Here is a 19,317-nt window from a genome sequence, read left to right as displayed (position 1 = left end):
GACACCACCCCAAAAGCGCCTGTCCACCCGGACGGGCCAGGACAACGCGTTTGGCGCGGTGCACCAAGGACACATGGCTAAGAAAATGCTTATCGATGCCACCCACGCGGAGGAAACCCGCGTTGTGGTGGTCGACGGAAACAAGGTCGAGGAGTTCGATTTTGAATCCGAGAACAAACGCCAGCTTGCTGGCAACATTTATCTTGCAAAAGTAACGCGGGTCGAACCATCCCTGCAGGCTGCGTTCGTTGACTACGGTGGCAATCGCCACGGGTTTCTTGCGTTTTCAGAGATCCATCCGGATTATTACCAGATTCCTGTCGCTGACCGTGAAGCGTTGATGGAAGAAGAACGGGCTTATGCGGAAGCGTTGAAAGCACGTGATGAGGCGGAGGAATCCAAGCCGAAAAAACGCCGCTCGCGCTCTCGGACCAAAGCTGCTGACGTGAAAACCGAGGACGCGGTCGAAACGCTTGATGTTTCGAACGAGCCTACTGGTATGGAGACAATTGACCTCGGCGATGGGGAAGAAAATCCCGATCTAGAGGTGCCGGAGGGGACGTCCCCAGCTGATCGCGTTGCCGAAACACCTGTTGAGGAGCCTGTTGACGACGCACCGGAGGCATCCGAAGACGCGGCGGGCGAAGGCGTTGAAAGCGCGGCTGATGAGGCACCAGAAACCCAAGAAGCGGATGCAGCTGTCGAAACGCCGGCTGCTGAAGGCACCGCCGAGGACAGTTCGGACGGTGACTCCGGTGGGGAAGATGCGGGCGACGCTGCCCCCACCGCCGAAGCTGCTGAGCAGACGTCAGACGAAGGCGAAACCAAGGAAGATAGTGACGAGGCAGAGGCCCGTGCGGATGCGGCCGCCAAAGACGATTCAATCGAATCCGTTGCGGATGAGGATGACAGTGAGGACATTCGGCCTCCGCGTAAACCACGGCCGCGTCGTTACAAAATCCAAGAGGTTATCAAGGTTCGACAGGTCCTTTTGGTGCAGGTTGTCAAGGAAGAGCGTGGAAACAAGGGCGCTGCTCTGACGACGTACCTGTCTTTGGCCGGTCGTTATTGCGTTCTGATGCCCAACACAGCGCGCGGCGGCGGGATCAGCCGAAAAATCACGAATGCGCCTGACCGAAAGAAGCTGAAGGAAATCGCAGCCGAGATTGATGTGCCAACTGGCGCAGGACTGATTATTCGAACGGCTGGAGCCAAACGCACCAAGTCTGAAATCAAGCGCGACTATGAATATCTTCAGCGGATGTGGGAACAGATCCGCGAGCTGACATTGAAGTCTATCGCGCCGGCGAAAATTTATGAAGAAGGCGATCTGATCAAGCGGTCGATCCGCGATCTTTATAACCGCGACATCGACGAAGTTCTGGTTGAAGGTGAAACCGGTTACCGGATCGCCAAGGACTTCATGAAAATGATCATGCCGTCGCACGCGAAAAACGTGAAACGGTACGAGGACGCGCTGCCTCTGTTCGCGCGCTATCAGGTTGAAAGCTATTTGGCGGGGATGTTCAACCCGACCGTTCAGTTGAAGTCCGGTGGCTATATCGTGATCGGCGTGACCGAGGCACTGGTTGCGATTGACGTGAACTCGGGCCGGGCGACCAAGGAAGGCTCGATCGAGGACACCGCACTTAAGACCAACCTTGAAGCGGCCGAAGAAGTGGCCCGGCAATTGCGCCTGCGTGACCTGGCCGGTCTGATCGTCATCGACTTTATCGACATGGACGAGCGCAAGAACAACACGGCCGTTGAAAAGCGCCTGAAAGACAAGCTGAAAACCGACCGAGCGCGCATTCAGGTTGGCCGGATTTCCGGCTTTGGCTTGCTTGAGATGAGCCGTCAGCGTTTACGCCCCGGAATGCTGGAGGCAACGACGCAGCCTTGCCCGTCCTGCCATGGCACCGGCCTGATCCGCTCGGACGACAATATGGCGCTCACCATTTTACGCCAAATCGAAGAAGAGGGCACACGCCGCCGGTCGCGTGAGGTTCTTGTTCGCTGCCCGGTGAGTATCGCCAACTTCTTGATGAACCAAAAGCGCGAGCACATTGCCCAAATCGAAGCCCGGTATGGTCTGTCCGTCCGGATCGAAGGGGACGTGCATCTGGTCAGCCCTGATTTCTCGTTGGAGAAGTTCAAGACAGCGAGCCGTATTGTACCCGAGGCGAGTACCCCGGTTGTTTCCGTCGATGCCTCATTGATGGACCTTGTGGATGCTTCTGACGAAGAGCAGGTTGAGGACGAAGCTTCTCAGGCGGAAGATGAGACAATGCCCAAGCGCAAGCGTCGTCGTCGCCGTCGCAAGAAGAGCAGAAATTCGGGTGACGCGCCTGAGGTAAATGGAGAAGAGGGCGAAGAAGCACCGGTTGAACCTTCGGATGAGGCGGAAGCAGAAGCTGTTGCAGATGACGCGGCCGAAGAAGAAAAACCGGCTAAACCAAAACGTAGCCGTTCACCCCGCCGCAAGAAAAAAGATCCCGAAACGGCTGAAGCTTCTGAGGAAAGTCAGGCGTCGGACAGCAGCAATGAAAAGCCTGAAGAAACGGTGGACACCGAAATGACCGAACCTTTGGTCGCTGAGAGTGAACCCGTGACCGAGGCCGAAACCGCTGTTGAACCGGAACCAGAATCAGAATCGGTTTCCGAAGAGATTGCCGAGCCAGTAGCGGAAGCACCGGAAGAGCCTGCTCAGGACCCAGAACCGGAAGAACCCGCCGCAGAGCCGGTGTTGGAAGTGGTTGCAGAAGAGCCTGAGGCACCAAGCGATCCTGCCAAACCCAAGCGACGGGGTTGGTGGTCTTTGGGACAATAACAAGATCAGGCGGGTTTCAAGACCCGCCTTTTTTCTTTGAAAGCTGTGGTTTTTTGTCAGCCCGTCTTTTGAATGACGTAGATCTGGTGCCCGTCTGAATCCTCTTGCGAGATAAGCACGTGTCCACTTTCGGCGCAGAAATGTGGAACGTCAACAACAGCAGCGGGGTCGTCGGCCAGAATGCGCAACAAGGACCCTTTCGGCATAGATTTCAACCGTTTGCGCGCTTTGAGCACGGGCAGGGGGCACAACAGCCCCAATGCGTCGAGTGTTTCCGGCGTGTCAGACATAAATATCAAATATTTCCAGTTTTATCGGGTGTCCAGCATGCAACCACGAGGATGTGACCGAATTGCCCCGTGACGTCGGCGGAGTCATAACTTATGTGCTGAGTCATGTTCGGAATTGACATCATAGACGCGGGCCTTTTGCCTGCCATGTTCATCGCGATGCTGGGCGGCCTGATTAGCTTTTTGTCACCCTGCGTTTTACCAATTGTACCACCATATTTGGCGTATATGAGCGGCGTGTCCATCAACGACATGCAGGATCAGGCGCAGGCACGTCGAAAGGCGACCCTGACGGCCTTGTTCTTTGTTCTGGGTCTTTCAACGGTATTCCTGCTGTTGGGTTTTACAGCGTCTGCCTTTGGCGCGTTTGTACTGCAGAATCAGGTTCTTTTCGCCAAACTGTCTGGCGCGGTTGTGATTGTCTTTGGTTTGCATTTCCTGAACGTGTTTCGAATTCCGTTTCTTGACCGAGAGGCCCGTATCGAAACCGGTGATTCAGGTGGCTCGGTCTTTGGTGCTTACATTCTGGGTCTTGCGTTTGCCTTTGGATGGACGCCCTGCATTGGTCCCCAATTGGGCGCGATTCTGTCTCTTGCTGCATCCGAAGCGTCCGTGGCGCGTGGAACGCTGCTATTGGGGGTCTATGCGGCGGGGCTGGGAATACCCTTCCTTCTGGCGGCGATGTTCCTCAACCGCTCGATGACTGTGATGAACAAGATCAAACCGCACATGGCGACGATTGAAAAAGTCATGGGTGGCTTGCTGTTGTTTGTCGGCATCATGCTGATCACCGGCTTGTTTACCGAATTCAGTTGGTGGTTGCTGGAAACCTTCCCGGCACTGGCGAATTTCGGTTGATGACCTGATCTGTCTTACCTTTTCGGTAATGCTGCGGTAACTTGCGTGGCAGAAGGTAAAATCATGAGCAGTCAGGCCAAACAATCACGGGTTCGCAAACGCCGGGTGTTCTACATTCCCGGATACGACCCGATCCATCCACGCAGGTATCGTGAGCTGTACCGCAAGGAAAGCACTGTTCAGGCCAAACTCTCGGGTTTCGAGATATCCGTATCCGCCAAGTCGGGCGAAGGGCCATATGGCTGGCATGTGCGCTCGGAACAGGATGGTGCACAAGTCCAAAGCGATGTCGAGGTTCTGGTCTGGTCCGACATCGTTCGGGAAAGCATGTCCAATTCGATCCTCGCGACCTACTTGCAACTGGCACAAACAGCGTGGGTTTACATCTCTACCGGAACGCTTTGGCGGCTGATGCGTTTGCGAAAAGGCCCCGTGATTGCCGCGCTGTATCCCGTAGCGATGCTGCTGTTTCAACTGTTTCTGGCGTTCGGTGCAGCATGGGCTCTGACGGCTATTCTCATGCCAGTTGCATCTTGGTTCGCGATCCTGCCGGCGGCTCTGACCGGCTACGGTCTGTTGAGGTGGTTTCGAAAGGCAGACAACAAGTTGTTTGCCTACTACTTGATGCACGACTACGCCTATTCGGCATCTGAAAAAGGAGTGACGCCGGATGCCCTCGAAACTCGTCTGTCAGAATTTAGTGAGCTGATAGTGGAAGCCCTGAAAACAGATGCCGACGAAATTCTGGTCGTAGGACACAGTTCAGGGGCACATCTCGGAGTTAGTGTGCTGGCGCAGGTCTTACGGTCAACAGATCGTCCGGCAAAAGGGCCAGAGCTTTCGTTTCTTACGTTGGGACAGGTCGTTCCCATGGTGTCGTTTTTACCGGGCGCGCATAATTTGCGTAGTGACCTTCGCTATCTGTCTCAGCGGGACGATCTGACATGGCTGGACGTTTCAGCGCCCGGAGATGGGTGTTCATTTGCACTTTGCGATCCGGTTGCGGTTTCGGGTGTTGGAACGGACAGGTCGAAATGGCCACTTGTTCTGTCGGCGGCCTTCACGCAAACGCTGTCCGCCGAGCGTTGGAAAGAGCTCCGCTGGCGTTTCTTTCGCTTGCACTTTCAGTACCTTTGCGCGTTCGACCGGGTGGGGACATATGACTATTTTCGGATTACCGCCGGTCCAATGACATTGGCGCAAAGATATGAAGGGCGTGCGCCTTCAAAGTCCCGGATAGACGCACCAGTGTCAAAATTCAGGTCGGTGCAAGCATGACCCCGCCAAAGCCAGCCTCGCGCCCCGACAAGGTCTCGCTTTGGCGCTACTTCAAACTCTTTCGAAAAGATATCCTGTCAGCACAACCGCATCGTCTGTACCGGGCGTGGATGGCAGAGTTTCGAACCCCGTTCTTCAGTTCATACCTGATCAACCAACCTGAACTTGTTGATAAAGTTTTGAAAAAGCAACCTGATCAGTTTCCGAAATCGGAACGGATCAGCGAAGGGCTTCGCCCATTGTTAGGAAATTCGGTGTTCCTGACCAATGGCAAAACTTGGAAACGCCAGAGGCGCATTATCGACCCGGCATTTGACGGAGGCCGGTTGAAAGACACGTATCCAGCAATGCTGGACGCGGCGAATGCTGCGGTCGAGCGGTTGCGGCCTCTTGCGGGCACTGAATTGGAATGTGAACAGTTCACCAGCTACGCGGCGGCGGATGTCATCTTTAGGACGCTGTTCTCAGTCCCGATTGACCACAAGATCGCAGCCGAAGTGTTTGATAAATTTCACAGGTATCAGCGCGCGCAACCTCTGCTGAACCTTGCAGCCCTTTTTCCACTGCCAAAGTGGGCCCCGCGATTTCATTCGTCCGAAACCAAACGAAATGCCAAGGAGATCAGGTTTCTGATCAAACAGCTTACGGCTGACCGCGCGAAACAAATCGCCGCTGGTTGCGCCCCGAACGACCTGGCCACCAAGATCATGACCACGCCCGACCCGGCAACGGGGCAATGCTTTGGGCAAGATGAAATGGTGGATCAGGTCGCCATCTTTTTCCTCGCCGGTCATGAAACCAGTGCTTCTGCATTGGCCTGGACCCTCTATCTGATGGCGTTGTACCCAGATTGGCAGGACAATGTCGCCAACGAAGCGCAAAGCCTTTTCGACCAAGGTTTCACGACCATTCCCCGGTTGAAACTCAGTCGGGACGTGTTTCGCGAAGCATTGCGATTGTATCCGCCGGTTCCGATGATGGTCCGCGAGAATACCTGCCCGGTAACGTTTCGGGACCGGGTGGTTTCAGAAGGATCGCAAATAGTTATCAGTCCTTGGCATCTTCACCGGCACGAGCGATTGTGGGAAAACCCGGACGCATTTGATCCGGCCCGATGGGAAACCGAAAACGGACGCTCATGTCAAAGGGATGCCTTTATTCCCTTCTCGGCGGGCGCGCGCGTCTGCCCGGGTGCCGGATTTGCGATGATCGAGGGGCCTTTGTTGTTGTCGATGCTTCTGAAATCCTTCCGCTTTGAGCTGATTGAGGGGCGCGAACCCGTACCCGTTGCCCATCTTACGGTCAGATCGAAAGATGGGATTTGGTTGCGCGTGCGTGAGCGCTAAACGCCTATCAACATCCGACGCCTTGCTGTATGCGGTTGAAAACAGCGGAATCATTTCGAACGGGAAAGTCTTATGTCCAAATCAGAACAGCGCGAACAAATGTCTAACGGAGCGGGCTTTATTGCCGCTTTGGATCAAAGTGGCGGTTCAACCCCCAAGGCACTGGCGCTTTATGGGGTCGAGGCATCGGACTATTCTTCGGATGAAGAGATGTTTGGTGAAATCCAGAAGATGCGCGCTCGGATTATTCTGGGTAATGATTTCACCAAGGATAAGGTGATTGGCGCAATCCTGTTTGAACGCACTCTGTCCGAACAGATCGACGGGCGCCCCGTCGCCGACTACCTATGGTCGGTCAAGGGAATCGTTCCTTTTCTTAAGATCGACAAAGGGTTAGAGGACGAAGCGAACGGCGTTCAGATGATGAAACCTATCCCGGGGCTGGCCGAAACGCTGGCCAAAGCAGAGGGTGTGTTTGGCACCAAAGAACGCTCGGTCATTCACGAAGCAAACGCCGAAGGCATTGCGGCCATTGTCGCCCAACAGTTCGACGTCGCCCGTGAGGTTGTCGCCGCCTGTATGGTTCCGATTGTTGAGCCAGAAGTAAATATTAACTCTGCGACCAAAGCTGAAGCCGAGGACATCCTGAAAGCCGAAATCCTGAAGAATCTGGATCAGTTGCAGGATGGGCAGGATGTGATGCTTAAACTGACTATCCCCAGCCAAGCCAACTTGTACGATGAAGTGGCCGATCATCCACGCGTCGTCCGTGTAGTGGCCTTGTCAGGTGGGTACTCAACCGAGCAAGCCTGTGATCTGCTGGATCAAAATGAAAAGATGATCGCGTCTTTCTCACGCGCCTTGACCGAAGGCCTTTCAAAGCAACAGTCCGATGCAGAGTTCAACACCGCTTTGGGTGGGAACATCGACAAGATTTTCAAAGCCTCCGTCTAAAATCGGTTAGCTTACTGGTTTCGTGAAATCGCGGCGCAACTGCGCCGCTTTTTCGCGCATGATGCAACCAACAGCATGGTCGTTCACCAGACCCATCGCCTGCATAAAGGCGAATACCGTTGTTGGCCCTACAAATTTCCACCCCCGTTTCTTAAGGTCTTTCGACATCGCAATAGATTCTGGCGATGTTGAAGCTGTTTGCGGGTTTTCTGGCGTATCAGCCTCAAACCTCCAGACGTAGGCGGCAAGGGATCCTTCGGCTGCAACTAGTTCCTGGGCACGCCGGGCATTGTTGATAACAGCTTCGATCTTTCCACGATGGCGAACGATCCCTTCGTCCTGAAGCAGACGGTTAACATCAGCCTCATCAAACTCAGCCACCTGTGTGAAATCAAAGTGTTTAAACGCTTTTCTAAAGTTCTCGCGTTTAGACAAGATCGTGCGCCAACTTAGGCCAGACTGAAAACTCTCGAGGCACAGTTTTTCGAATAGCCGCTGGTCGTCCGCAACCGGATAACCCCATTCCTGATCGTGGTAGTCAAAAAACTCAGGCGCGGAGTTACACCATGCACAGCGTGGTTTGCCATCTGGCCCGGCTACGGTCTTGCTCATTAAATGTACCCCCTTTGTTCCCATATGACACTAAATAGTAATGTTCGAAAAACTCAACCGCTTTCCGTCAGGCCCGGTACCAATTCAGAATGAAAACGCGGATGGCCGATGCAAGCCCCACATCTGGGTCCCGCTGCACATCAATTTCCGCAGCTAACGCATTGATTGGAGTATTCTTTGACTTGGCGATATCCCGAAACGCCAGCCAAAACTCATCCTCCAACGACACGGATGTCCTGTGCCCTTTGAGCGTCAAAGATCGTTTGACAGGGCGGCCGCTCATTTATCCAACTCGTGCTTGTCGAGGTCTGAGCGTTGCTTTTCCTGTTGTTTTTGCAGGACTTCTTTTTCAGCCTTGCTGCGCCCGAATGCGACAGAGTTCTGATCCGCGCGGGCTTTTTTCTCAGCCCGCGCTTTTTCTTTTCGATACCGGTTGAGGTTAACCGGCTTTCCCATCAGCTTTTGGGTCCGATCATGTGTTCCGGACGGACCACTGCGTCAAAGGTTTCTTCGTCAACAAACCCAAGGGCGATCGCCTCTTCCTTGAGGGTTGTCCCATTCTTGTGGGCCGTTTTTGCGACGGTCGTAGCATTATCATACCCGATCGTGGGGGCCAGAGCGGTCACCAGCATCAGAGATTCTTTCATCAACTTTTCGATCCGAGGCTCGTTAGCCTGAATGCCCATCAACATGCGCTCGGTAAAGCTGTCGGCAGCGTCGCCCAACAACTGAATGGACTGCAGCAGGTTGTAGGACATCATTGGGTTATAGACGTTCAGTTCAAAATGTCCCTGGCTGCCCGCGAATTTGATTGCGGCGTCATTGCCCATAACATGCGCGGCGACTTGGGTAATCGCCTCGGCCTGCGTTGGATTTACCTTGCCCGGCATGATAGACGATCCGGGCTCATTTTCAGGCAAGATCAGTTCACCCAGACCCGAGCGCGGACCAGAGCCCAACAGGCGGATGTCATTCGCAATTTTGTAGCAGCTTCCTGCAATGGTCGCCAAAGCACCAGACAGGAAGACCATCGCATCGTGCGACGCCAAAGCCTCGAACTTGTTTGGGGCGGTGACGAAGGGCAGATCAGTAATCTCGGCCATATTGGCAGCGACGGCTTCGCTCCAGCCGTCATGCGTGTTCAGGCCGGTTCCGACGGCCGTACCGCCTTGTGCCAATTCATAAATTCCGGGCATCGCGGCCTTTACCCGTTCGATACCCTGACGAATTTGATGCGCATATCCACTGAATTCCTGACCCAGTGTCAGAGGCGTGGCATCCTGTGTATGCGTGCGCCCGATCTTGATGATCTCGCTGAATTCCTCGGATTTCTTCTCGAGCCCCGACGCCAGTTTTTCCAGTCCAGGCAGCAGAACATCGCGCACGCTCATGGCGGTGGCGATGTGCATCGCGGTTGGGAAGGTGTCGTTGGACGATTGCCCCATATTGCAGTGATCATTGGGATGAACCGGATCCTTCGAGCCGATCACGCCGCCCAAAATCTCGATCGCGCGGTTCGCAATCACCTCGTTCGAGTTCATGTTGGACTGCGTACCCGATCCGGTTTGCCAAACGACAAGCGGGAAGTTGTCGTCAAACTTGCCCTCGATCACCTCGCCAGCGGCCTGAATAACTGCGTCCGCGATCTTGGCGTCAAGCTTGCCGATCGCCTTGTTCTCCATCGCACAGGCTTTTTTGATCACACCAAGCGCGCGAACGATGGCGACGGGCTGCTTTTCCCATCCAATCGGGAAGTTCATGATTGAACGCTGAGTTTGCGCGCCCCAATATTTGTCAGAAGGAACTTCCAGCGGGCCAAAGCTATCGGATTCGGTGCGGGTCTGAGACATCGGTCACTCCGTCGTGTATACAGTCGTATGCCGTTTACCTGCAGCAGAGCCACCATGCAATCGGCCAGTTTCGCGCACCTTAAACTTAGGGAATGGAAAGGTATAGATAAGCGCGTGCCTGATTTTTCTTGAACCAATGACAATTCGCGCCATTGTCTGTGCCACCGGGTAGGCTAAGATAAACAGATCATAAATTTGGAGGCTAAGGTGGCCCAACTAACACGGCTTCACCCCCTGAAATTCTTCGCCTTTTTCACGGGCATCACTCTTTTCGTTTTCTTATTCAGCCTTCAGGCCCGCGCCGCAGACATTGAAGATTTTGTTGGCGATTACGTCGGTTCGGCGAATGTTGTGGATCAGGACGGCAGCGAAACACCGCGTGATATGAGCGTGTCAATCCAAGCCACCAAGGACGGCTTCAATGTCAGTTGGAAAACCACGACGTACAAAGCGGATGGCCGTGTGAAAGAGCAATCTTTTTCGATTGATTTCAAAGAATCCGAACGGTCGGACGTTTATTCTGCCGCAATGAGACGGAATGTCTTCGGTCACGAAGTCCCATTGGACCCGATGCAGGGCGAGCCCTTTGTTTGGGGCCGGATCGAAGGGGACACTATGACTGTGTTTTCGTTGTTTATTGACGAAAACGGCGGATACGAACTTCAGCAATTTGACCGGACGCTTGCCGACGGCGGATTAAACCTTTCATTTTCAAGGTTCCGAAATGGGATCAAATCCCGGTCGGTGGAGACCTTTCTAAAACGTCAGTAGAACAAGCCCGGGAATAATTACTTCCGAAAGCTGTCTAGTGACACTACATCCGCATCATGTTGATCCTGAGGTTCTTCTACCTGGATCGTTTCCTCGGCGACGTGCGGCATTTCTTCGTCATCTTCCGGGCTTTCAAAGCGAAGGCCGAATTCGACTGACGGGTCCACAAATGTCTTAATCGACGCGTAGGGAATATAAAGGGGTTCTGGCGCATCCCCGAAGTTCAGCGTAATTGCGAATCCGTTGTCACCCACCTCGAGGTTTTCGAACCAATGCTGCATGACGATAGTCATTTCATCGGGGTAACGCTCGCGCAGCCAATCCGCCAGCTCGACGCCGTCGTGGCCTGTGTCAAAAGTGATAAAGAAATGATGCGCACCGGGTAGGCCGCGCTCGGAAACTTCTGTCAAAACAGTCTTGATAAGGCCGCGCATGGCGGTGTGCATCAAGTTGCCATAATCAATGTCCTGCGACATGTGCCATCCTCAAAAGTAATTACCCCAAGCATAAGGGATTCCAACGGAAACGAAAGGCCGCGTATTCACAGGTTGTTCAAAGAAAATGAAATCCGATACCAGCCGCAGCCATGACCGCCAGCGTCAGCCCCATGCCAAATTTTAGTTTGAATATCAACACCCCAGCCAACATTGTCAGCACTACCGCCGACGGATTTAGACTGGCTGGATCAGGCCACGGAACCGAGGCAATGCCCAGCTGTTTCTGCGAAATATCGCCAAACAGAACATTAAGGCCAAACCAAACGGACAGATTGAGAATCACACCCACTACGGCCGCCGTTATCCCATGCAACGCAGCGGACAGTCGTGGGCGCGCGGCCAAGTGTTCCAGATACGGCGCGGCAAGAAATATCCAGAGGAAACATGGTGCGAACGTCGCCCAAAGCGCGACTGCACCTGCTGCGATCGCCAAAGACACACCGCCTTCGATCTGGCCCGTCAGCATGGCGACAAACTGTGTTACCAGAATTAGAGGTCCCGGAGTTGTCTCGGCAAGCCCAAGGGCGTCAATCATCTGGTCTGTGTTGATCCACTGATACTTGTCCACAACTGTCTGTGTCATATACGCAAGGACTGCGTAAGCGCCACCAAAGGTGACAACTGCAAGGCGGGCAAAGAACCAACCCAGATCACTCAGCAGTTTTTGTCCTGCTAGTCCCAACAGAAACAAAGGGGTCAGCCATAGACTCAACCAAATTACGCAGGTTCGAACCGGATGCGTCGCCGATACGGGCGGTGAGGAGCTCACCTGAGCACCTGTATTTTTGTACCGTGCGTATCCCCAAACGGCGGCCGCCAGGATGATCAGAGGAAAGGGCAGGTTCAACGCAAAAATTGCCAAAAACCCCAACCCGGCGATAATGCGATGTTCGGTGTCCGACAAAGCCTTGCGTGACAGTTTATGCAAAGCCTGCAGCACGATCACAATCACAGTCGCCTTAATGCCAAGAAAGCCGGCCTGAACCAAAGGCAGAGTGCCAAACGCAGCGTAGAGCCCAACCAGAACCGATATGACAAGGGCCCCGGGCAGAACGAAAAGACCACCTGCGATCAGACCGCCTGATACCCCACGAAGACGCCATCCAGCGAATGTGGCCAACTGCATAGCTTCTGGCCCGGGCAGCAACATGCACAGGGACAACGCCCTAAGATACGTCTGCTCATCCAGCCACGGACGCTTTTCCACCAATTCCTGATGCATCAACGAAATCTGCGCGGCGGGCCCGCCGAAAGACAACAGCCCAATCCGTCCGAAAACCCTGATCAAGTCGGCAATAGTCGGCGTCATGATTTCTTGTCCGTTGGCCAGTCGTGACGTTCTTCGAAACCGTCGCGTGCCCAGCGATACAGCGCATCATATAGCTGCAGTCCGGCCACAAGATTCTGGTGATCATCGCGGTATTGCCGGGACAGGCCTACAGAGATCGCCAGCAATCCCGCGGCTTCGGGGGATAGGTCATGACTGTTTGTATCCGCCGCGCGAATAACGGTTGCCATCCGATCCAATGCTGGGGTGCGCAGGGCAAATTCATCCAGCATCGTATCAAAGGTGCACTGGTCGTTACGGTGGCTCCAGAACACGTTTTCGACGTCAAAGGGGGTGGCTTCGAAAGCGTCTGCAACACTCTGAAACTCATTCGGGGCTACGAACAGAAACCGCGCTTTGGGGTCCACAAACCGTCGGATCAACCAGGGGCAGGCTATACGGTCAATCTTTGGCCGATGGCGCGTGACCCAAAGAGTATTCTCACCCCCCAATCCAGAGAGAGTTGATGCGGGGATCCGTGGCGCATCTGGTGTTTTCCGCCACGCATGCATCCCGCCGTCCAGATACTCGGCATCTACCCCCTCACTTCGCAACCAGGAAACAACTCCTTGGCTTAGTTTCTTGCCCTTTTGGCAGATGATCACAGCAGGGCGGTCGCCAACGGTCTCTTTCAAGCTGTCAAAATCAAGGGCGGAACGGCGGAACGATCCCGGTATCAGGAAAGGGTCCTTTTGAAAGTCTTCATCGACGCAAATGTCGACCAACACCGGGGCTTGAGGTGTTCCGATCAATCGTAACAGCTGCTTGGGGGTCATCGAATTGGGCGCGGGCATAGCATGTTTCCTGTGTTAGTCGGATACATGCGAAACTTGGGCAGGCGCCTCACGGGGCGTTCGCAATCTTACCCCATGCCCCTTGCTACAGTGCTTGGGACAGGGGGGTCAAGATTTCTTGCCGGGACTCTCAGGCCCAATCCAGCCTTTGACCTGTCATGCAGACGGGCAGGGTGTCTTGTGGAAATTGGCCGAGCTGCTCGAACAGTGAAATAAAGTCAAACTGGTTGTACGCCTCAACGACGCGCCCGTTTTTGATACGCCCGATCATGCTTCCGGTTGCCTGCAGCGGGGCACCGTTGTCGGCCCGGGTTGTGCTGACATGCAGAATCGCCGAAACCCAATCCCCATCCTCGATAATCTTGGGAATGTTGACCTGTATGTCGCCCAGAATATGCCGAAATGCCATGACCAAATCGCGAAGTTCGTCCGCGCCGACCTGCATTTCCGGGATCAGCCCCTCAGCCATGGCTTCCGGGGCAAAGTATTGGTCGATTGCGTCGGTATTGCCGTTTTCCCAAACCTCAGAATACCACTCTCTGAGCACTTCTGCATGCGACATCTCAGTTCTCCTGTCTTTATGAACAGAGCATCACTGCAATCAGTGAATAAACTCTGAACATAAGAACAGAAGACTTCCGGAGCGACTTTGGGAAAATGCAGGTTTCTGTTGCCAGGTACCTGCGAACCCCGCCTTACGCGGCTAGGCGCAAGGGCTTAAGTTTCGGTCTTGTTACTGCTTACGCAGCAACTGCAACCGGAGCACGATTGTCGTTTGCAATTGTACTATTTTCGCCGGTAACGGTGGCAGACAGCCGAGACAAAGCTAACCCCTTTAGACGTTCGTCGATCCTATTTCGGCCCCATGATCCCCAAACGAGAGATATTGGTGGAGCCGCCGGGTACCGCCCCCGGGTCCGATCCGCTTATTACGAGCGCGTTTATGTCTATAGTCCCGAAGGACTCTCTCTATATAAGTGAGCATACGCCCGGATGCAAACGCGGAAACATCTGCAGTCTTTCTTATAAATTTTAGATAATTAGGTGGTCTTGTTGAAGTTCGCGAGGATCAGCCACAACGCCAGGACCAATTCGATTCCACCGAAGGTCAGTGCCTTGACCAGTGGTGGATTGTCCAGCACGACCGATACGAACCGCCCCAGTGCGGCACCCGCATAGACGACACCCAGCATCACATAGCCCATTGGATTATTCAGCAGCAAAACCACTGCACCGGTCACGACAAACAGCCCTCCGACCGACGCGCGCATTTCGCTCAACCCCATATTGCTGTCGGTTGGAGCCAAGTCCAGCGAGGCTGCGGTGAAGGCCGGGGCAAGGAATCCAAACAAGCCGAAACCGATGGTCAGGATCGCGGCAATTACATTAAGTCCTGTGGTCATCATGCCCTCATTAAACAGTTTTTTTGCGCCGATCAGCGACATCCTGCGCCAGCTTTCGGGTATAGTTTTCCAGCTTTACGAGTGTTTCATCAACAATGTCGGGTTCTCTTTCTTGCAGAGCATCCACGATCCGGCTGTGCAGCGAGATGATCTCTTCGCGTGATCTTTCCGTAAAGGTAATCATGTTCATCAAGGGCTGCATCGCCTCAACCGCGCCCGCCAATTGGTAGGACAGAACCGGATTTCCTGCACCGTCGACCAACGCGCGATGAAAGGCCACGTCTGAGGCACAAAATGCCTCATCCGTAAGGCCGGGTTGTTCTTGTCTGAAAATTTCAGCCCGCATCGTTGCCAATTGATCCGCTGTTCGACGCTGTGCCGACAAAGGCGCACAGGCGCGTTCCAGCGCATAGCGGGCTTCACACGCGGTATCGAAGTCCACGGCGTTCATAGACAGCAAAAGGGTCGATGTCGTGATTTGCTGCGAATACGCGTCTTCAAAGCTTAGACGATTGACAAAGGCCCCACCGGTCGCGCCCCGCTGCGTACGGATCAGAGACTGTGCAGCAAGCCGTTTCAGGGCTTCGCGGACGGTCGGGCGCGAAACCTGAAATTGATCGGCAAGTTCCGCTTCGGACGGCAACCGCTCATCAACGATCAACTGCCCTGAGATGATCGCGTCGCGGATAGCCTGAGCGATCTGCGCGGAGAGATCTACAGGTTTTTGAGGGTCGATTTTCATAATCTTAGACATTTTTCTAATTTTTATTTGTCTGACATTTAAAAGTCTGACATTTGAAAAGCAAGGATTGAGTCGGGAGGCACAAGTGAGTCGCGCAGTTCTACGTAACGGCTTTTGGCTGGGCTTCTATGCTTTGATCCTTTGGGCGTGGTGGATGATGTTTGCCATGAGCCGTGACATGGACCTTGACTGGATTGGCCGCCCGGGCCCGATGGGTCAGGCGATGGCAGCCATGGACCCGCGCATGGATATGTACATGCCCATGGCCGAGTTCGGCCCTTTGTTCTGGATGTGGGCGATTATGATGGCGGCCATGATGCTGCCCACGCTGGTTCCAACCTTGCGCAGTTATGATGACCTGATCCGCAGTGCTGATGGTACGCGTGCTGGATGGCTTGGCGTTCTTAGCGGCTATTTTCTGGTTTGGGTCGGCTTTGCCGCGCTCATCACCGGCGTGCAGCTTGTTCTTCTGTATGGCGGCGTGGTGGATATGCTGGGCGTTTCCAAGTCCAACATACTTGCTGCCGGGCTACTTATCGCCGTTGGAGCGTTCCAATTCACCCGCGCAAAAGAAGTCTGCCATGGCGTGTGCCACGCCCCGATGACCTATTTTCTGGGCCATTGGAAAACAGGGTTTTCCGGCGGGCTGCGCATGGGGCTAGGCCTGGGCGCGTTTTGCGTGGGATGTTGTTGGGGCTTCATGGCGCTTGGGTTTGTCGGCGGCGTGATGAGCCTGTTGTGGATGGGTCTGGCGACCCTGTTCATGGTTTTCGAAAAACTACCTCAGATCGGGCACGCCGTGACGCGGCCGCTGGGGTTTGCTCTGATAGCGGGCGGACTTGTTCTGCTCGTTTACCCTTTTGCTTACGGAGGATAAGTATATGGCTAAAAACAGAAAACAAGACGCTGACCGTTTACCGATCAGCCAGCGCATCGACAGCCGTATGCCCAATCCAAAGCGGCGCGAAATGAGCCCGACAGATTGGGCGATCAAGGGTGAGCTGATACTTAACTGTTCCTGCGATGTGTTCTGCCCATGCGTCGTATCCCTGGGGGCGCACCCTCCGACGGAAGGGCATTGCCATGCATGGATGGGCGTGATCATCGACGAAGGTCACTATGAAGGCGAAGACCTCTCGGGGCTGAATGTCGGGCTGTTGGTCGATATTCCGGGTCGAATGGGCGAGGGCCAATGGAAAGTCGCCGCCTACGTGGACGAACGTTCCAGCGGAAAAGCTTATAACGGCTTGCTGCAAATCTTCAGCGGTCAGGCGGGCGGTACAACCGGTCTGTTCACCATGTTGGTAAGCGAAATAATTGGCGCCGAACGCGCCCCGGTGCAGATTGAGCGTGACGGGAACAAACGCCGCATCTCGATTGGCCGCAAAATTCAGGGCGAGATCGAAATGATGGCAGGCAAAGATGCCGACCATCCGGTCATGGTATCCAACTCCAAATACTGGATGGGGCCAGATATCATTGTCGCCCGTGGAACAAAGTCCAAGGTGCGCGATTATGGCAGGGTCTGGGACTTTGGTGGAAAGTCTGCGGAAATCTGCCCGATCGACTGGCACGGCCCCAAGTAGCGAGGATTTGCAATGGCACAGATTTCGCTTTCCCGTCGTTTGCGCCGTACCCCTTTTTCCGAAGGCGTTGAGGCTGCGGGTGTCAAGGCATACACGGTTTACAACCGCATGCTTTTGCCAACGGTTTTCGAATCCGTCGAAGACGATTACCGACATCTGAAAACCCATGTTCAGGTATGGGATGTCTCATGCGAGCGGCAGGTGGAATTGCGCGGGCCAGAAGCGACGCGCTTGATGCAGATGCTGACTCCGCGTGATCTGCGGGGCATGCTTCCGGGGCAGTGTTTCTATGTTCCCATCGTAGATGAAACCGGCGGGATGTTGAATGATCCCGTCGCAGTGAAACTGTCTGAAGACCGTTGGTGGATCTCGATTGCAGACAGCGATTTGCTGCTGTGGGTCAAGGGCATTGCGAACGGATACCGTCTAGACGTGCTCGTTGATGAGCCAGACGTGTCACCGCTTGCAGTGCAAGGCCCCAAGGCGGACGAATTGATGTCACGGGTCTTTGGTGATCGCGTTCGGGACGTCCGCTTTTTCAAGTTCGACATGTTCGACTTTCAAGGGCGCGATCTGGCCGTGGCCCGGTCAGGGTATTCCAAACAGGGCGGGTTCGAGATTTATGTCGAAGGGTCCGACATCGGGATGCCGCTGTGGAACGCCTTGTTCGAGGCAGGAAAGGACCTGAACGTTCGTGCGGGATGTCCGAACCTAATTGAACGCATCGAAGGCGGTTTACTGTCATACGGCAATGATATGACCGACGACAACACGCCGCATGAATGTGGCTTGGGCAAGTTCTGCAACACGCATACGGCCATCGGTTGCATCGGGCGGGACGCTTTGTTGCGCGTGGCCAAGGAGGGCCCGGTTCAGCAAATTCGGCCCCTGGCAATCGACGGAGACCCGGTACCTGCCTGTCATGGCACGTGGCCGATTTTGGCCGGCGGTAAACGGGTAGGGCAGGTGACCTCGGCCGCATGGTCCCCTGACTTCAAGACAAACGTGTCGATTGGGATGCTCCGGCTGAGCCATTGGGACGCGGGAACTGAAGTCATGGTTGAAACACCGCAAGGAACACGCCGCGCCGTCGTTCAGGAAAAATTCTGGATTTGATCACGTCGCCAGACGTGCAGCACACAAGAAATGAAAGGAAATCATATGTTTAACGCGCTGGTTATGGATAAGGATGAAGAAAGCGGGCTTGCAAGCGCCTCGATAAAGCAGCTTTCGACTGATGACCTGCCTCACGGTGAAGTCACCGTGGCTGTCGAATATTCTACCGTGAACTACAAGGACGGCCTGTGCTTGTCTGCAAAGGGCGGCGGACTGGTCAGAAACTATCCTCACGTGCCCGGCGTCGATTACAGCGGTACAGTCGAATCTTCGACCGACGATCGCTACAAACCCGGTGACAAAGTGGTTTCAACCGGCTGGCGCGTCGGCGAAGCTCATTGGGGTGGATATGCGCAAAGAGCCAGCGCTTTGGCCGATTGGCTGGTGCCTTTGCCCGACGGACTGAACACGCGGCAGGCGATGGCAGTTGGTACTGCGGGATTCACGGCCATGCTGGCCGTAATGGCGCTGGAAGACCACGGTCTGACACCTGGTAACGGACCTGTTTTGGTAACTGGCGCCGCTGGTGGTGTCGGATCTGTAGCGACCGCAATTCTTGCCAATCTCGGCTATGAGGTCGCAGCCGTCACCGGCCGCCCAGAAGCGGGCGAATACCTCAAATCACTGGGTGCGACCACCATCGTTCCGCGTGAGGACCTGAACGAGACTGTCAAACGCCCGTTGGAGAGCGAAACGTGGGCGGGATGCGTCGACGCGGTAGGCGGCGAGATGCTGGCGCGCGTTCTGGGTCAGATGAAGTATGGGGCATCTGTTGCAGCGGTTGGTCTGGCCGGAGGGGCAGGGCTTCCGGCCTCGGTCATTCCGTTCTTGTTGCGTGGCGTGAATCTTTTGGGCATCGACAGCGTGATGCAGCCTTATGAAAACCGCGTGCGTGCGTGGCAAAGGGTGGCAACCGACCTGCCGATGGACAAGCTTGATGCGATGATTCAACCCGCCACGCTGAATGATCTGCCACAATTGGGGGGCGATATCCTTAAAGGGCAGGTTAAAGGGCGTGTTGTTGTAGACGTAAACGCCTGATCCCGAAGTCTTCCTGGGGACC

Annotated in this window: 21 protein-coding genes and 1 other RNA gene; 10 read left to right on the top strand and 12 right to left on the bottom strand. The window is 54.7% G+C overall.

All coding sequences use genetic code 11. The annotated features are described in order from the left end of the window. Positions 1-73: 73 nt before the first annotated feature. The gene (locus GOV88_RS14305) at positions 74-2,830 is read left to right on the top strand and encodes an Rne/Rng family ribonuclease (protein WP_171240853.1); all 2,757 of its coding nucleotides are present in this window, start codon (positions 74-76) and stop codon (positions 2,828-2,830) included. Positions 2,831-2,886: 56 nt separating this feature from the next. On the opposite strand, the gene GOV88_RS14300 is transcribed toward GOV88_RS14305, so the two are convergent. Then, positions 2,887-3,120, bottom strand: coding sequence for a sulfurtransferase TusA family protein (locus GOV88_RS14300; protein ID WP_171121364.1), 234 nt, complete (start codon positions 3,118-3,120; stop codon positions 2,887-2,889). A gap of 105 nt (positions 3,121-3,225) precedes the next feature. On the opposite strand from GOV88_RS14300, the gene GOV88_RS14295 reads away from it, so the two are divergent. From GOV88_RS14295 to GOV88_RS14280, 4 genes are all read left to right on the top strand, one after another. Then, positions 3,226-3,978, top strand: coding sequence for a cytochrome c biogenesis CcdA family protein (locus GOV88_RS14295; RefSeq protein ID WP_171121365.1), 753 nt, complete (start codon positions 3,226-3,228; stop codon positions 3,976-3,978). A gap of 63 nt (positions 3,979-4,041) precedes the next feature. Further along, a complete protein-coding gene (locus GOV88_RS14290) occupies positions 4,042-5,256 on the top strand; it encodes a hypothetical protein (RefSeq protein ID WP_171240852.1) in 1,215 nt (404 codons plus the stop codon). After that, the gene (locus tag GOV88_RS14285) at positions 5,253-6,602 is read left to right on the top strand and encodes a cytochrome P450 (RefSeq protein ID WP_171240851.1); all 1,350 of its coding nucleotides are present in this window, start codon (positions 5,253-5,255) and stop codon (positions 6,600-6,602) included. Before GOV88_RS14290 ends, GOV88_RS14285 begins: the two co-directional genes overlap by 4 nt. Positions 6,603-6,674: 72 nt before the next feature. Further along, entirely contained in the window at positions 6,675-7,556 is an 882-nt protein-coding gene (locus GOV88_RS14280; RefSeq protein WP_171240850.1) for a fructose bisphosphate aldolase, read from the top strand. 6 nt (positions 7,557-7,562) lie between these two features. On the opposite strand, the gene GOV88_RS14275 is transcribed toward GOV88_RS14280, so the two are convergent. The 4 genes from GOV88_RS14275 to fumC all read right to left on the bottom strand — a co-directional run bounded on the left by GOV88_RS14275 (position 7,563) and on the right by fumC (position 10,018). Then, positions 7,563-8,168: a DNA-3-methyladenine glycosylase I gene (locus GOV88_RS14275; RefSeq protein ID WP_171240849.1), complete on the bottom strand. Its 606-nt coding sequence runs from the start codon at positions 8,166-8,168 to the stop codon at positions 7,563-7,565. 67 nt (positions 8,169-8,235) lie between these two features. Continuing rightward, positions 8,236-8,451 (bottom strand): ribbon-helix-helix domain-containing protein, encoded by a 216-nt coding sequence (locus GOV88_RS14270; RefSeq protein ID WP_171121370.1) that lies wholly within the window; start codon positions 8,449-8,451, stop codon positions 8,236-8,238. Then, a complete protein-coding gene (locus tag GOV88_RS14265; protein WP_171211531.1) occupies positions 8,448-8,624 on the bottom strand; it encodes a DUF4169 family protein in 177 nt (58 codons plus the stop codon). Before GOV88_RS14265 ends, GOV88_RS14270 begins: the two co-directional genes overlap by 4 nt. Continuing rightward, on the bottom strand, positions 8,624-10,018 hold the full coding sequence (gene fumC, locus GOV88_RS14260; RefSeq protein WP_171121372.1) for a class II fumarate hydratase: 1,395 nt from the start codon (positions 10,016-10,018) through the stop codon (positions 8,624-8,626). Before fumC ends, GOV88_RS14265 begins: the two co-directional genes overlap by 1 nt. A 234-nt stretch (positions 10,019-10,252) precedes the next feature. Between fumC and GOV88_RS14255 the strand changes: the two genes are divergently transcribed. Then, the gene (locus tag GOV88_RS14255; RefSeq protein ID WP_254447346.1) at positions 10,253-10,789 is read left to right on the top strand and encodes a hypothetical protein; all 537 of its coding nucleotides are present in this window, start codon (positions 10,253-10,255) and stop codon (positions 10,787-10,789) included. A 17-nt stretch (positions 10,790-10,806) separates the two neighbouring features. On the opposite strand, the gene GOV88_RS14250 is transcribed toward GOV88_RS14255, so the two are convergent. From GOV88_RS14250 to GOV88_RS14220, 7 genes are all read right to left on the bottom strand, one after another. Next, positions 10,807-11,265, bottom strand: coding sequence for an SspB family protein (locus GOV88_RS14250; protein ID WP_171240848.1), 459 nt, complete (start codon positions 11,263-11,265; stop codon positions 10,807-10,809). A gap of 76 nt (positions 11,266-11,341) precedes the next feature. Continuing rightward, the gene (gene chrA, locus GOV88_RS14245; protein ID WP_171240847.1) at positions 11,342-12,595 is read right to left on the bottom strand and encodes a chromate efflux transporter; all 1,254 of its coding nucleotides are present in this window, start codon (positions 12,593-12,595) and stop codon (positions 11,342-11,344) included. Further along, complete coding sequence (locus GOV88_RS14240; RefSeq protein WP_171240846.1) at positions 12,592-13,407, bottom strand: sulfurtransferase/chromate resistance protein; 816 nt, start codon at positions 13,405-13,407, stop codon at positions 12,592-12,594. Before GOV88_RS14240 ends, chrA begins: the two co-directional genes overlap by 4 nt. 130 nt (positions 13,408-13,537) lie before the next feature. Further along, positions 13,538-13,969: an ester cyclase gene (locus tag GOV88_RS14235; protein ID WP_171240845.1), complete on the bottom strand. Its 432-nt coding sequence runs from the start codon at positions 13,967-13,969 to the stop codon at positions 13,538-13,540. A gap of 94 nt (positions 13,970-14,063) precedes the next feature. Next, positions 14,064-14,410: a transfer-messenger RNA gene (gene ssrA / locus GOV88_RS14230) on the bottom strand. A 37-nt stretch (positions 14,411-14,447) separates the two neighbouring features. Beyond that, a complete protein-coding gene (locus GOV88_RS14225; RefSeq protein WP_171121377.1) occupies positions 14,448-14,810 on the bottom strand; it encodes a DUF4345 family protein in 363 nt (120 codons plus the stop codon). A gap of 10 nt (positions 14,811-14,820) precedes the next feature. Then, positions 14,821-15,552, bottom strand: coding sequence for a FadR/GntR family transcriptional regulator (locus GOV88_RS14220; RefSeq protein WP_171240909.1), 732 nt, complete (start codon positions 15,550-15,552; stop codon positions 14,821-14,823). Positions 15,553-15,637: 85 nt separating this feature from the next. Between GOV88_RS14220 and GOV88_RS14215 the strand changes: the two genes are divergently transcribed. The 4 genes from GOV88_RS14215 to acuI are packed head-to-tail and all read left to right on the top strand — an operon-like array spanning position 15,638 to position 19,295. Further along, positions 15,638-16,429, top strand: a complete 792-nt coding sequence (locus GOV88_RS14215; protein WP_371808246.1) for a DUF2182 domain-containing protein — start codon at positions 15,638-15,640, stop codon at positions 16,427-16,429. Positions 16,430-16,433: 4 nt separating this feature from the next. Beyond that, complete coding sequence (locus GOV88_RS14210) at positions 16,434-17,138, top strand: DUF1326 domain-containing protein (protein ID WP_171121379.1); 705 nt, start codon at positions 16,434-16,436, stop codon at positions 17,136-17,138. 12 nt (positions 17,139-17,150) lie between these two features. After that, a complete protein-coding gene (locus GOV88_RS14205) occupies positions 17,151-18,254 on the top strand; it encodes a dimethylsulfoniopropionate demethylase (RefSeq protein WP_171240844.1) in 1,104 nt (367 codons plus the stop codon). A gap of 45 nt (positions 18,255-18,299) precedes the next feature. Continuing rightward, positions 18,300-19,295 carry an acryloyl-CoA reductase gene (acuI, locus tag GOV88_RS14200; protein WP_171121381.1) on the top strand — a complete coding sequence of 332 codons (996 nt, stop codon included), beginning with the start codon at positions 18,300-18,302 and terminating at the stop codon, positions 19,293-19,295. The last annotated feature ends 22 nt before the right edge of the window (positions 19,296-19,317 follow it).

This window comes from Ruegeria sp. HKCCA5491, assembly GCF_013034565.1.
Lineage (GTDB): Bacteria > Pseudomonadota > Alphaproteobacteria > Rhodobacterales > Rhodobacteraceae > Ruegeria.
Note: the sequence above shows the minus strand (reverse complement) of the source record. Positions and strands in the feature narration are given on the sequence as shown.

Coding starts and splice junctions, on each gene's coding strand:
- GOV88_RS14235 (WP_171240845.1), bottom strand. CDS start 13,969: ATGTCGCATGCAGAAGTGCTCAGAGAGTGGTATTCTGAGGTTTGGGAA.
- GOV88_RS14305 (WP_171240853.1), top strand. CDS start 74: ATGGCTAAGAAAATGCTTATCGATGCCACCCACGCGGAGGAAACCCGC.
- GOV88_RS14285 (WP_171240851.1), top strand. CDS start 5,253: ATGACCCCGCCAAAGCCAGCCTCGCGCCCCGACAAGGTCTCGCTTTGG.
- acuI (WP_171121381.1), top strand. CDS start 18,300: ATGTTTAACGCGCTGGTTATGGATAAGGATGAAGAAAGCGGGCTTGCA.
- chrA (WP_171240847.1), bottom strand. CDS start 12,595: ATGACGCCGACTATTGCCGACTTGATCAGGGTTTTCGGACGGATTGGG.
- GOV88_RS14220 (WP_171240909.1), bottom strand. CDS start 15,552: ATGAAAATCGACCCTCAAAAACCTGTAGATCTCTCCGCGCAGATCGCT.
- GOV88_RS14250 (WP_171240848.1), bottom strand. CDS start 11,265: ATGTCGCAGGACATTGATTATGGCAACTTGATGCACACCGCCATGCGC.
- GOV88_RS14210 (WP_171121379.1), top strand. CDS start 16,434: ATGGCTAAAAACAGAAAACAAGACGCTGACCGTTTACCGATCAGCCAG.
- fumC (WP_171121372.1), bottom strand. CDS start 10,018: ATGTCTCAGACCCGCACCGAATCCGATAGCTTTGGCCCGCTGGAAGTT.
- GOV88_RS14300 (WP_171121364.1), bottom strand. CDS start 3,120: ATGTCTGACACGCCGGAAACACTCGACGCATTGGGGCTGTTGTGCCCC.
- GOV88_RS14290 (WP_171240852.1), top strand. CDS start 4,042: ATGAGCAGTCAGGCCAAACAATCACGGGTTCGCAAACGCCGGGTGTTC.
- GOV88_RS14270 (WP_171121370.1), bottom strand. CDS start 8,451: ATGAGCGGCCGCCCTGTCAAACGATCTTTGACGCTCAAAGGGCACAGG.
- GOV88_RS14265 (WP_171211531.1), bottom strand. CDS start 8,624: ATGGGAAAGCCGGTTAACCTCAACCGGTATCGAAAAGAAAAAGCGCGG.
- GOV88_RS14275 (WP_171240849.1), bottom strand. CDS start 8,168: ATGAGCAAGACCGTAGCCGGGCCAGATGGCAAACCACGCTGTGCATGG.
- GOV88_RS14205 (WP_171240844.1), top strand. CDS start 17,151: ATGGCACAGATTTCGCTTTCCCGTCGTTTGCGCCGTACCCCTTTTTCC.
- GOV88_RS14280 (WP_171240850.1), top strand. CDS start 6,675: ATGTCCAAATCAGAACAGCGCGAACAAATGTCTAACGGAGCGGGCTTT.
- GOV88_RS14240 (WP_171240846.1), bottom strand. CDS start 13,407: ATGCCCGCGCCCAATTCGATGACCCCCAAGCAGCTGTTACGATTGATC.
- GOV88_RS14295 (WP_171121365.1), top strand. CDS start 3,226: ATGTTCGGAATTGACATCATAGACGCGGGCCTTTTGCCTGCCATGTTC.
- GOV88_RS14225 (WP_171121377.1), bottom strand. CDS start 14,810: ATGACCACAGGACTTAATGTAATTGCCGCGATCCTGACCATCGGTTTC.